This window comes from Streptomyces sp. NBC_01478, assembly GCF_036227225.1.
GTDB lineage: Bacteria > Actinomycetota > Actinomycetes > Streptomycetales > Streptomycetaceae > Streptomyces.
On the sequence record NZ_CP109444.1, the window covers coordinates 2567740 to 2580624 of the forward strand.

Here is a 12885-nt window from a genome sequence, read left to right on the forward strand (position 1 = left end):
CCTTCCGCCCCGCCTGAGGGCTGCGCCCCCAGACCCCCATCGGCCCCGCAAGGGCCTCGTCCTCAAACGCCGGACGGGCTGATTGGGGTCGGCCTCGTTGAGAAGCTCGCCGTTACAAACCCGGCAGGATCTGCGCGAAGAACTCTCGGTCCGCGTCGAAGAGCGGGGCGAGGGTCAGGAACTCGGCCGGGGTGACCCAGCGGACCTCGGAGACCTCGCCCGGGTCGGGGACGATCGTGCCGTTGCCGGTTTCTGCGGCGGTCCACCAGTGGAGGCGGAAGGTGCCGTCGTCGGTCTCGGACTGCCAGACCTTCCTCAGGGGGGAGACGGTGAGGCCGACTTCCTCGTGGACCTCTCTGACCAGGGCCTCCTCCTGCGTCTCCCCCGGTTCGAGCTTGCCGCTGAGCGGGGCCCAGTAGCCGGAACGGGCGGAGTCCGGGCCACGGCGGATGACCAGCACGCGGTCCGCGCGCCGTAGTACGGCCACGATCGCCTCGCGCTGGGCCAAGCCGTGCTCCTAGAGTTCGGGGCGGCCGGTGGCCACCGCGTAGAAGGCTACGGCAGCGGCGGCGCCCACGTTGAGGGAGTCGACGCCGTGGGCCATCGGGATGCGGACCCATTCGTCGGCGGCGACCAGGGCCTGGGTGGAGAGGCCGTCGCCTTCCGCGCCGAGCATCAGGGCGACCCGGTCCATGCGGTGCGGGGCCGCCTCGTCGAGGCTCTTCGCCTTCTCGTCCGGAGTGAGCGCGAGGAGGGTGAAACCGGCCTCGCGGACCGACTCCAGGCCCTTGGGCCAACTGTCGAGACGGGCGTAGGGGACGGAGAAGACCGCGCCCATCGAGACCTTCACGCTGCGGCGGTACAGAGGGTCCGCGCAGTCGGGGGACAACAGGACCGCGTCCATGCCCAGTGCCGCCGCCGAGCGGAAGATCGCGCCGATGTTGGTGTGGTCGTTGACCGACTCCATGACGACGACCCTGCGGGTGGTCTGGAGGAGTTCGTGCGCCGTGGGGAGCGGTTTGCGCTGCATGGAGGCCAGCGCGCCCCTGTGCACGTGGTAGCCGGTGACGCGTTCGGCCAGTTCCGGGCTCACCGCGTAGACGGGGGCCGGGAGTTCGTCGATGACGTCCCGCATGACGTCGACCCACTTCGCGGACAGCAGCATCGAACGCATCTCGTAGCCCGCGTCCTTGGCCCGTCTGATGACCTTCTCGCCCTCGGCGATGAACAGGCCCTCGGCCGGTTCACGCTTGCGGCGCAGCTCTACGTCGGTCAGGCCCGTGTAATCACGCAGGCGCGGGTCGTCGGGATCCTCAACGGTGATGAGATCGGCCACAGGGTGATACTGCCTTGTCCTGGGTGTGGTGCCAACGGCTGGGAACGGGTTGTGTTACCCGGGGTTACGCGAGGGCCTCCGGGCCTACGGTGACGACCGCGCCGATGACGATCACCGCCGGCGGCTTCACGTCCTCCGCGCGCGCGGTCTCGCCGACCGTCGCGAGGGTCGCGTCCACCCGGCGCTGGGCGGCCGTCGTGCCCTCCTGGACCAGGGCGACCGGGGTGTCGGCAGGCTTGCCGTGCGCGATCAGGGTCTCGGCGATCTTCCCGATCTTGTCGACGCCCATGAGGACCACCAGTGTGCCGGTGAGCTTCGCGAGGGACGGCCAGTCGACCAGGGAGCGCTCGTCGTCAGGGGCGACATGACCGCTGACCACCGTGAACTCGTGTGCGACGCCTCGGTGGGTGACCGGGATGCCGGCGGCTCCGGGGACCGAGATCGAACTGGAGATGCCGGGCACGACCGTGCACGGGATGCCGGCCTCGGCGAGCGCCTGGACCTCCTCCATGCCCCGGCCGTAGACGAAGGGGTCGCCACCCTTCAGCCGTACGACCGACTTGCCCTGCTTGGCGTGTTCGATCAGGGCGTTGTTGATGGCCTCCTGGGCCATGTAGCGGCCGTAGGGGATCTTCGCCGCGTCGATCACCTCGACGTGCGGGGGAAGTTCGGCGAGGAGGTCGCGGGGGCCGAGGCGGTCGGCGATGACGACGTCGGCCTCGGCGAGGAGGCGGCGGCCGCGGACCGTGATCAGGTCCGGGTCGCCGGGGCCGCCGCCGACGAGGGCGACGCCCGGGGTGCGGGTGCGGTGGTGGGGGGCGACGAGGGTGCCGTCGCGCAGGCCCGCGACGACCGCGTCGCGGACGGCAGCGGTGTGGCGGGGGTCCCGGCCGCGCGCGTCCGTGGTGAGTACGGCGACGGTGACGCCCTCGCTGTGGCCGGTCGCCGGGGTCCAGGCGGTGGCCTGGTCGGCGTCGTCGGAGCGGACGCACCAGACGCGGTTCGCCTCCGCCTCGGCGGAGGCGGCGGTGTTGGCCTCGGGGTCGGTGGTGACGATGAGCGCGTACCAGGCGTTCGCGAGGTCGCCGTCCGCGTACGGGCGTCGCTCCCAGGCGATCTCGCCCGCGTCCGCCATCGCCTCCACGGAAGGGGTCGCCTCGGGGGACACGAGGGTGATGTCCGCGCCCGCCGCGATCAGCGCGGGGAGGCGGCGCTGGGCGACCTGGCCGCCGCCGAGGACGACGACCCGGCGGCCGGTGAGGCGGAGGCCTACGGGGTAGGCGGGGTTTTCGGCCATGAGGGTGCGGCTCCTCGGACGGGCGTGCGGTGGGCGCTACGGCTCTGGAGCGGCCCTGACGTGCGGATTTTAGAGTGCGTTCAGCGTACGGCGGGGGTGGGGTGGGCGCGACGGATCGCCTGCCCACCCCACCCCCGGTCCGGTTCTACTTCTCGGTGACGCCCGCCGAGTCGAACGTCGCCACCTCGTGCATCGCCCGCGCCGTGCTCTGCACCAGCGGCAGGGCCAGCAGCGCGCCCGTGCCCTCGCCGAGGCGGAGGTCGAGGTCGACCAGGGGGCGCAGGCCGAGCTTGTTGAGCGCGGCCACGTGGCCGGGTTCGGCGCTGCGGTGGCCCGCGATGCAGGCCGCGAGGACCTCGGGGGCGATCGCGCGGGCCACCAGGGCCGCGGCTCCGGCGCTGACGCCGTCCAGGATCACCGGCGTACGCAGGGAAGCGCCACCGAGCAACAGGCCGACCATCGCCGCGTGTTCGAAGCCGCCGACCGCGGCGAGCACGCCGATGGGGTCGGCCGGGTCCGGCTGGTGGAGGTCGATCGCGCGGCGCACGACCTCCGTCTTGCGGGCGAGGGTCTCGTCGTTGATGCCGGTGCCCCTGCCCGTCACCTCCGCCGGGTCGGTGTCCGTGAAGACCGAGATCAGGGCGGCGGACGCGGTGGTGTTCGCGATGCCCATCTCACCTGTGAGCAAAGCCTTGTTGCCGGCCGCCACCAGGTCGCGGGCCGTCTCGATGCCCACCTCGATGGCCTGCTTGGCCTCCTCGCGGGACATCGCCGGACCGGTCGTCATGTCGGACGTACCGGCGCGGATCTTGCGGGGCAACAGGCCGGGCGTGGCCGGGAGTTCGGAGGCCACGCCGACATCCACGACGCACACCTCGGCGCCCACCTGGCTCGCGAAGGCGTTGCAAACGGCGCCGCCGCCAAGGAAGTTGGCGACCATCTGGGCCGTGACCTCCTGCGGCCAGGGCGTGACGCCCTGCGCGTGCACCCCGTGGTCGCCCGCGAAGATCGCGACGGCCGCGGGCTCCGGGATCGGCGGCGGGCACTGCCGGGACAGCCCGGACAGTTGCGCGGAGATGATCTCCAGCATGCCGAGCGAGCCCGGCGGCTTCGTCATCCGCTTCTGCCGCTCCCACGCCTCGCCGAGCGCCTTCGCGTCCAGCGGGCGGATCCCGGCGACGGTCTCGGCGAGCAGATCGTGCGGGTCCTCACCGGGCAGCGCCCGACGGCCGTACGTCTCCTCGTGCACGACCCACGACAGCGGGCGGCGCTTGGACCAGCCGGCCTGCATCAGCTCGGGCTCTTCCGGGAACTCGTCGACGTAGCCGACGCAGAGGTACGCGATGACCTCCAGGTGCTCCGGCAGGCCGAGCGCGCGGACCATCTCGCGCTCGTCGAAGAAGCTGACCCAGCCGACACCGAGGCCCTCGGCGCGGGCGGCGAGCCACAGATTCTCTACGGCGAGAGCGGCGGAGTACGGCGCCATCTGCGGCTGTGTGTGCCGGCCCAGGGTGTGGCGGCCGCCGCGCGTCGGGTCGGCGGTGACGACGATGTTCACCGGGGTGTCGAGGATGGCCTCGATCTTCAGTTCCTTGAACTGCTTCGCCCTGCCCTTCGGCAGCGACTTCGCGTACGCCTCGCGCTGGCTCTCGGCCAGTTCGTGCATGCTCCGGCGGGTGTCGGCGGAACGGATGACCACGAAGTCCCACGGCTGGGAGTGCCCGACGGACGGCGCGGTGTGCGCCGCCTCCAGGACGCGCAGCAGCACGTCGTGCGGGATCGGGTCGCTGCGGAAGCCGTTGCGGATGTCCCGACGCTCGCGCATCACCTTCAGCACGGCCTCGCGCTCGACGTCGTCGTAGGCGGGTGCGGCGGGGCCGGTGGACTCTCGTACGTCTTCCACTACGGCCGTGCTCTCTTCTTCCTGATCGGCTGCCCGGGTGTCCAGGTCGTCCGCGTGCTGTACGAGTTCCGGTTCGAGGTCGGGGTCGGCCTCGCGGGGGGCGGGGACGGCGGCGAAGGAGTCCTCCGTGCCGACCGGTCGCTCCTCCGGGGGGAGGGTCAGGGGGTGCGGCGGGGTCGGTGCGAGGTGGGGGGTGGTGGGCACGGAGCCTTCCACCGGGACGAAGCGGCCGAGGGAGTCGTCCGGGTGGGGCTGGGGCTGAAGCTCCAGGCCCGGCTCCGGTTGGACACCGGTCGCGAAAGAGGCTTCGTCGGCCTGTTGCAGGAGAGGGAGGGCCTCGGGGGCCGTCATCTCGGGTGTGTGGACTTCGGCTTCGGCGGGCTCGGGGGCCGGTACGAATTCGGCCACGGCCTCGGCCTCGGCTACGGCTTCGGGTTCGATCGCGACGAAGTGGGGCGGGGCAAGGGTGTCCTCGACGAGGGGTGCGGTCTCGGGGGCGAGGGGTGTCTCGACTCCCGGGAAAGCGGGCGGAGTCTGCCCGGCTTCCTGGATGACGGCGGTCTCCTCGACGGGGGCCTCGGGAACCTCGTCGAGCGCGGGGGCGTACGTGACGTCCGGTGCCTGGAACAGCTCCGGAGCGGCGACCGCTTCGGGGGTCTCGTCGGGAGCGATTACGGCTTCGGGGACCTGCTCGGCGCCATGAGGCGACACGACCTCGGGCGCGGGGACGGGGACGGGGGCAGGAACCTGGACCGGGACGACAACCGCTTCGGCGACGAAGGCCTCGGCACTCTGGGCGACTACCGGCTCGGCACCGTGAGCCGCCTCGACCTCAGCACCCTGCTCGTTCGTGACAGCAAACCCGGTGTCGTAGACCTCTCCGGCTCCCGCCGCGTCCACGGCCTCCGGCAACACCTCGCCCTCGGGGGCGAACACACCCTCGGGACCCGGTAGCACCTCGGGCTCCGGCGCGACCTCAGGCTCCGGCGCGACCTCGGCAACCGGCACCGCAACCGCAGCGGCGACCTGCTCCGGCTCCTGCCCGGCAACCGCACCCTCGGCGCTCCCCGGCAGGTGCCCCGCCTCAGGAACACCGGCGTTTCCGGAACTCTCCGTGCTCACGTGGTTCACGTGGTTCACCTGGGCGAAGGCGGTCGCAGGCTCCCCCGCGAACGACCCCTCGTGCCCCTGCCAGGCCCCACCGGCATCCGGAGCCTGCGCCAGGCCGCCCCCTGCAGCCGCACCCGCATCCACACCGACGCCCGTGACCGGACCCGGCTCAGACGCGGCGACCCCGGTGTCCACGGCCATGGCGACACCCCCACCGAGGGACTCGCCCCCCGATTTGCCAACCGGAACAACCGTTTCGGCTCCCGGCACCCCCGCGCCCACCGGCGCCTGGGCGCCCCAGGGAGCGGCGCCCTGCGGTGGCAGGTCACGGAGTTGGGGTGCGTCGAAGTACTCGGCGCCGGTCGCCGGCGGGCCCGGCTGCCGTACCGGCGCGCCCGCGGGGCCGCGGTCGGCGAGGGAGCGGACCGGGCTCGCGGAGGTGTCGGGGAGGGGCGGGCCGAGATGCAGCGGGCGACGCTGCGGGACCGGCGCGGGCGGCGGCGCGGGAAGTCGTACGCCCCCCAGATCGACGGAACCGCTGTCACGGCCGGCCGTCTCGTGCGGACCCGGCTCGTGCACGGCGGTCTCCTGTGCGGCGGCCTCGTGCGCGGCCGTCTCCTGCACAGCGGGCTCGTACACAGCGGGCTCGTACACAGCGGGCTCCTGCGGACCCGGCTCGTACGCGGCGGCCTCGTACACCGCGGGCTCGTGCCGAGCGGGCCCGTTGGCCGTCTCGACGACGGGCTCGGGGGCGGGGGGCGGGACCTCGTTGCCCCAGGCGCCCTGGGCGCCCGGCAGCAGCAACAGGTCCTCGTCCTCGGCGGTGGTCTCGGAGAGGTAGGTGTACGCGCCGTGCGCGGGAACGCCTGGCTGTTCCACCATGCCTGCGTTCTCCGGCAGCCCCTCGGCCGGGATCTGGCCGGTGTCGGTCATGCGTACCCCTCGCCCATCGGTTAGTGCTTCTACGACCCACTCACCGGGAACGGCGCACCGACCGCCCCGCAGTGAAGAACGAGCGTGCCTGTCCAGCGGCACGAACGACCCGACGCCAAAAAGCCATTTAGACGACAAAGCCATTGACTGGCATTGTCGCGGCCGTTGCGCCGTCGCGACAGGTAGACCCGCGACGGCCCGCTGTGGACTGCGCCACGTTGCGCGTCCTCCGGTTCCGCCGTACCACACTCACCCCAAAACGGGCGGGTTTTCCGGACATTGACGAACGAAGTGCCGGGTCACCCGATGCGGTACAACAGTCCGCCAGCCTACCGCGCGCAGTACGACAACAGGATCACGGGGACAGTACGAGGGGTCGGCGAACAGGTCAGGAAACGCGCTCCGGAAGGAGGCCGCTGAGCAGGAACGCGACACTCCGTTCCGTCTCCGTCCAGGCCCTGGTGTCGAGTTCGACGGACTGCAACAGGGCGCACTCCACGTGGTAGCCGTGCTCCGTGAGGTCACGCCCGACGAGTTCGGCCTCGTCGCGGGTGGCGGCGTGCGCCACGATGCGCTGCGGGCGCCGGTCGGCGACCGCGGAGACGACGGCCACTCCCCCGCCGCCGACGCGTACTACGTCGGGTTCGGGGAGGTTCTCCAGGATGTGCGGGGCGTCGCCCTGGACGATCTGGAGGTGCACGCCGAAGCTGCGGGCCGCGGAGTCGGTGCGGGTGCAGGCCTGGGTGTCGCGGTCGACGGCGATGACGGCGGCGCCGGCGCGGGCCGCCTCGATGGCGAAGGCACCGCTGCCGCAGCCGATGTCCCACACCAGGTCTCCGACGCGCGGGCCGAGGCGGGCGAGTTGGGCGGCCCGGAGCAAGTCCGTCTCGCCCTCGCCGAGTTCACCGCCGTAGGCCTCGGCGGGCAGGGTCCAGCCGCGGGCGACGGCGGCCGGGTCGCGGCCGGCGATCCAGCCCTCGCCCGGGCCAGTGGTGAGGGTGGGGCCGACCGGGCCGCCCATGACGATGACGACGTTGGGGTCACGCCAGGTGCGGTCGGCGGCCTTGTCGGAGGTGAGGACGGTGACCTGCTCGTGCTCGGTGCCCAGTTCCTCGCAGATGACGAAGGTGCGGTGGACGCCCTCCATGAGGAGACCGAGTTCGGCCGGTCCGGCGCCCGGTGAGGTGAGGACGGCGACTTTTGTGTGGGCCCGGCACACGTTCACCGCGCGTCGCAGGGTGCGCCTGTGTGCGACGACCACCTGTGCGTCGTCCCAGGGCATACCGGCGCGGGCGAAGGCGGCGGCCACCGAGGACACCGCGGGGACAACCTCCACCTCCAGGCCGAACTCGGGCGCGCGCAGGGTCCGTACGACTCCGAAGAAGCCCGGGTCGCCGTCGGCGAAGACGACCGCGGTGCCGCGGTGCCCGGCGATACGGCGGGCGGCGAGGGCGACGCTGCCGAGGCGGATGCGCTCGGCGCGCTCCGGTACCTCGGGGAGCGCGAGATGGTGGGGCGCGCCGGCCACCAGGGTGGCGGCGGCGAGGGCGGAGCGTGCCGCGGCGGTCAGCGGAGAGCCGTCCCAGCCGATCACCGTGACGCGGTCGGCCATCGTCGTCAGTCTCCAGGGGTGGTTCGCAGGTCGTCGGGGGAAGCGGCCCGCACGCGGGCACCGTGAGGGTACCTGGTGCCGCCGGGCGGTGCTCCCTGTGCCGTACCCGCCGAATTCAGTTCCAGTCGGCGAGTGACGTGAAACCGTCGATGTCTTCGAGCTGTTCGGCCGTGCCCTCCAGGTCCTCGGGGAGGAGGCTCCACACGATGAAGTCGGTGCGGACGTCGCTCCAGGTGCCGTCGTCGCCGTGGACGTGCGCTATGCACGCGCCCCGCAGGACGCCCTCGCTGATGCAGCCGATCTTCTGGGCCACCTGCTGGGAGGCGGTGTTGTCGGCGGCCGTGCGCAGTTCGATGCGCTCCAACTTCTGGTCCCCGAACAGCCATTGGGCGGTGGCGAGCGCCGCCTCGGAGGCGTAACCCTCGCCGCGGGCCCAGGGGGCGATGATGTACGACAGCTCGGTGGACCTGATGTGCCAGTTGGTCTTGGCGAGTTGGACGATGCCGACCAGTCGCTGGGTGAGGAACTCGGTGACGGCGAGGTCGAGGCCGCGGCCCGAAGTGCGTTCGTTGGGCGCGTACTCGGTGATCCAACGGCGGGCCCGGTCCTCGGTGTAGGGCTGGGGGACGTCGGTCCAGGACCCGACCTGCTCGTCGTTCATCATCTCCGTCAGCGCGGGGATGTCGTCCTCGTCGAGGGGCCGCAGCACCAACCGCTCCGTGCTGATGGAGATGTTGGGGAAGGTGCTAGTCATGCGCCACTCCGTAACCTTCGGAAAATGTTCAGGGCAACCTGAACTGCCCAGCATGCAGCATCAAAGCAGTGAACCGCACCACGGGGTCCACCCGCGGTGAGCGAGTGGACCCCGTGCGTGGCGGTACGCCGTATACGCCCTTGTCAGCCGGAAGTGACCGGCAGGACAGAGCCCTTGTACTTCTCCGCTATGAACTTCTTCACGTCGGAGGAGAGGAGAAGCTTCGCGAGCTTCTCTACCCGGGGGTCGTCCTCGTTGCCGCGTTTGACGGCGAGGAGGTTGGCGTAGGGGTTGCCCTTCGCCGACTCCAGGAGGATCGCGTCCTCGGCGGGGCTGAGGCCCGCGTCCTGGGCGTAGTTGTTGTTGATGACGGCCACGTCCAAGTCATCGAGCGAGCGCGGCAGTTGGGCCGGGTCCAGCTCCTTGAACTTGAGGTGCTTCGGGTTGGCCGTGACGTCGGCGGGGGACGCGTCGGTGCCCGCCCCCTTCTTGAGCGTGATCAGCCCCTTGGCGGCGAGGAGTTTGAGGGCGCGTCCCTCGTTGGTGGTCTCGTTGGGCACGGCGACGGTGGCTCCGTCGGCGAGCTCGGCAATGTCCTTGACCTTCTTGGAGTACACGCCCATCGGCGGCAGGTACGCCTTGACGACCGAGACCAGGTCGGTGTCCTTGGACTTGTTGAACTCGTCGAGGAAGGGCTGGTTCTGGTAGAGGTTCGCGTCCAGCGAGCCCTCCTGGAGCGCGGTGTTCGGCAGGACGTAGTCCGTGAACTCCTTGATCTCCAGGTCGAGTCCGGCCTTCGCGGCCAGGTTGTCCTTGATGTACGTCAGGACCTCGCCGGCCGGCACGGCGGTGGCGCCGACGACGAGGGTGCCGTCGGCCTTGCCGGCGCCCTTGCCGGAGTCGGAGCCCGAACCGCAGGCCGTGAGGCCGAAGAAGGTCACGGCGAGTCCGGCCGCCGTGACGGCGATGCTCTTGCGCATGGTGATTCCCCCGGCTCTGTTCAGAAGGACGGTCAGAAGGACGGGATGACGGACCCGGCGTACTTGTCCTCGATGAACTTCTTGACCTCGGGCGAGGTCAGCAGCTTCGCGAGCTTCTTGACGCGCGGGTCCTTCTCGTTGCCCTTCTTCACGGCGAGGAAGTTGCCGTAGGGGTTGTTCGTCGCGGACTCCAGGACGATCGCGTCCTTGGCGGGCTTCAGGCCCGAGGAGATGGCGTAGTTGCCGTTGATGACGGCCGCGTCGACGTCGTCCAGGGAGCGCGGGGTCTGGGCCGCCTCCAGCTCCTTGAACTTGAGGTTCTTGGGGTTCTTGGTGATGTCCGCGGGGGTCGCCTCGTTGCCCACACCGGACTTGAGGGTGATCAGTCCGTTGGCCGCGAGCAGCTTGAGGGCGCGGGCCTCGTTCACGCTGTCGTTCGGGACGGCGACCGTCGCGCCGCTCTTCAGGGCGTCGGCGCTCTTCACCTTGTGGGAATAGAGGCCGAGCGGCTCCAGGTGGACCGTGACGACGGGCACGATGTGGGTGCCGTTCTTCTTGTTGAAGTCGTCGAGGTACGGCTGGTTCTGGAAGTAGTTGGCGCCCACCGAGCCGTCCTCGGTCGCCGTGTTCGGCGTGACGTAGTCGGTGAACTCCTTGACCTCCAGGTCGAGTCCGGCCTTCTTCGCCAGGTGGTCCTTGACGTAGTCGAGGATCTCGGCGTGCGGCGTGGGGCTCGCGGCGACGACCAGCGGTCCGCTGTAGTCGGCGGAGGCCGAGGAGGAACCCTTGTCCGAGCCGCAGGCGGAGAGCGCGAAGGTGAGCGCTCCGGCGGCGAGGACGGCAGTGGTGAGCTTTGCGGTGTTACGCACGAAAAGTGCCTTTCCTGAAGGGTGTCGCGTACTACGACCCCGCGTTGGGTGGTGCGGGGAGCCTTGGGGGGGTGCCGGGGTGGGCCTACGCGGCCTTCAGCAGCCGGAGCCTCGGCGCGGGACCCGACCGTCCGCCGCGCCGGTGCACGGAGCGGGCCGCGTAGTCGCCGGCGAACTGGATGAGGGAGATGACGACCGCGAGGATCGCCACGGTGATCCACATCAACTGGGTCTCGAAGCGCTGATAGCCGTAGCGGATGGCGATGTCGCCGAGGCCGCCCGCGCCGACCGTGCCGGCCATCGCGGAGTAGCCGATGAGGGCGACGATCGTGGTGGTGGTGCTGGAGATCAGCGAGGGCAGGGACTCCGGTACGAGGACCTTGCGCACGATGGTCCAGGTGTTGCCGCCCATCGACTGCACGGCCTCGACGAGCCCGCCGTCCACTTCCCGGACAGCAGTCTCAACCAAGCGCGCGAAGAAGGGAATTGCCCCGATGGCGAGCGGCACGATCGCCGCCTCGCGGCCGATGGTCGTCCCGGTGATGGTCCGGGTGAAGTTCATCAGCGCGACCATGAGGATGATGAACGGCAGCGAGCGGGCGACGTTCACGATCTGCCCGATGACCTTGTTGGCGGCGACGTTCTGGAGCAGTCCGCCCCGGTCGGTCAGGACCAGCAGGATGCCGAGCGGGAGACCGCCGACGACGGCGATGACCGTGGACCAGCCGACCATGTAGAGCGTGTCCCAACACGCCTGGGACAGCAGGGGCTGCATCTCGGACCAGCTCACTTGGCACCTTCCTTCAGCAGCACGGGCTCCTGGCCCAACACGTCGATCTGCAGGCCCTGTTCGCGCAGGAAACCGATCGGCACCACGTTGTCCTCGTAGCGGCCGGGCAGTTCGATGCGCATACGGCCGACCTGGAGTCCGCCGACGGTGTCGATGGCGGCGCCGAGGATCGAGATGTCGATGTTGTAGGTGCGCGAGAGCTGGGAGATGACGGGCTGGGTGGCGGCCTCGCCGTGGAAGGTGACGTCGACGACGGTCCGGTCCTCGCCGTCCGCCTCACCGCTGACCGGGAAGAGCGCGGAGGCCAGCTCGGAGCCGGGGGTCGCGAGCAGTTCGCTCACCGTGCCCGACTCGACGATGCGGCCGTTCTCCATCAGGGCGGCCGAGTCGCACACGTTCTTGACGACGTCCATCTCGTGGGTGATGAGCAGGACGGTCAGGCCCAGTTGCCGGTTCAGGTCGCGCAGCAACTGGAGGATCGAGCGGGTGGTCTCCGGGTCGAGGGCGCTGGTGGCCTCGTCGGAGAGCAGCACCTTGGGGTCGCCGGCCAGGGCGCGGGCGATGCCGACGCGCTGCTTCTGGCCGCCCGAGAGCTGGGCGGGGTAGGCCTTCGCCTTGTCGGCGAGCCCGACGAGGTCGAGGAGTTCGAGGGCCTTGGCGGACCGTTCCTTCCCCGACTTCCCGAGGATTTCGAGCGGCAGCTCGATGTTGTCCTGCACGGTCCGCGAGGAGAGCAGGTTGAAGTGCTGGAAGACCATGCCGATACGGCTGCGGGCCTGCCGGAGTTCCCGTCCGGCGCGCGGCCCGCGTCCGGCGAGGGCGGTGAGGTCCTGCCCGTCGACGGTGACCGTGCCGGCGGTGGGCTGCTCCAGCAGGTTGACGCAGCGGATGAGCGAGGACTTGCCGGCGCCGGACTGGCCGATGACGCCGTACACCTCGCCTTCGCGGACGTGGAGGTCGACGCCGTCGAGGGCGGTGACCTCACGGCCGCGTGAGCGGTAGACCTTGGTCAGGCCCGATGTGGTGATCACTGGGGTTCCATGACTGTCGAGCACGCGGGCGTGGGTGTGCCCTCGTACGGATGGGAAATGTGCGCGGGGCGGCGTCGGTCACGTAGGAACTACGGACATGCCACAACGACTCGCTTCGGGGCGCGAGGCTCGGGGCGCTGAGCCCGGGGGGTGGTGCGGGGGCCCTCTAGAAGGCGCACATTCGACACATACAGCGAGCACCGGGCGTCAGGGTCGCCTCGGTCGCAAGGGTGCGGCTGCTCGTCGTGGTCATGGAATCAGTAAAGCAGA

Annotated in this window: 10 protein-coding genes; all 10 read right to left on the reverse strand. The window is 70.7% G+C overall.

Annotated features, from left to right (window positions below):
- Positions 1-112: 112 nt before the first annotated feature.
- On the reverse strand, positions 113-508 hold the full coding sequence (locus OG223_RS11520) for an NUDIX domain-containing protein (RefSeq protein WP_329246124.1): 396 nt from the start codon (positions 506-508) through the stop codon (positions 113-115).
- 9 nt (positions 509-517) lie between these two features.
- On the reverse strand, positions 518-1336 hold the full coding sequence (locus OG223_RS11525; RefSeq protein WP_093624585.1) for a TrmH family RNA methyltransferase: 819 nt from the start codon (positions 1334-1336) through the stop codon (positions 518-520).
- A 64-nt stretch (positions 1337-1400) separates the two neighbouring features.
- A complete protein-coding gene (gene cobA / locus OG223_RS11530; protein ID WP_329246131.1) occupies positions 1401-2633 on the reverse strand; it encodes a uroporphyrinogen-III C-methyltransferase in 1233 nt (410 codons plus the stop codon).
- A 145-nt stretch (positions 2634-2778) separates the two neighbouring features.
- On the reverse strand, positions 2779-6579 hold the full coding sequence (cobT, locus tag OG223_RS11535; RefSeq protein ID WP_329246133.1) for a nicotinate-nucleotide--dimethylbenzimidazole phosphoribosyltransferase: 3801 nt from the start codon (positions 6577-6579) through the stop codon (positions 2779-2781).
- A gap of 388 nt (positions 6580-6967) precedes the next feature.
- Positions 6968-8191, reverse strand: coding sequence for a precorrin-6y C5,15-methyltransferase (decarboxylating) subunit CbiE (gene cbiE / locus OG223_RS11540; RefSeq protein WP_329246136.1), 1224 nt, complete (start codon positions 8189-8191; stop codon positions 6968-6970).
- Between the two features lie 115 nt (positions 8192-8306).
- Positions 8307-8945: a GNAT family N-acetyltransferase gene (locus tag OG223_RS11545; RefSeq protein WP_329246139.1), complete on the reverse strand. Its 639-nt coding sequence runs from the start codon at positions 8943-8945 to the stop codon at positions 8307-8309.
- 143 nt (positions 8946-9088) lie between these two features.
- Complete coding sequence (locus tag OG223_RS11550; RefSeq protein WP_329246141.1) at positions 9089-9925, reverse strand: MetQ/NlpA family ABC transporter substrate-binding protein; 837 nt, start codon at positions 9923-9925, stop codon at positions 9089-9091.
- Between the two features lie 32 nt (positions 9926-9957).
- Positions 9958-10794 (reverse strand): MetQ/NlpA family ABC transporter substrate-binding protein, encoded by an 837-nt coding sequence (locus OG223_RS11555; RefSeq protein ID WP_329246144.1) that lies wholly within the window; start codon positions 10792-10794, stop codon positions 9958-9960.
- A gap of 85 nt (positions 10795-10879) precedes the next feature.
- Positions 10880-11584 (reverse strand): methionine ABC transporter permease, encoded by a 705-nt coding sequence (locus OG223_RS11560; RefSeq protein WP_019066316.1) that lies wholly within the window; start codon positions 11582-11584, stop codon positions 10880-10882.
- Entirely contained in the window at positions 11581-12615 is a 1035-nt protein-coding gene (locus OG223_RS11565) for a methionine ABC transporter ATP-binding protein (protein ID WP_329246148.1), read from the reverse strand. The genes OG223_RS11560 and OG223_RS11565 overlap by 4 nt, the downstream gene beginning before the upstream one ends.
- Positions 12616-12885 lie beyond the last annotated feature (270 nt).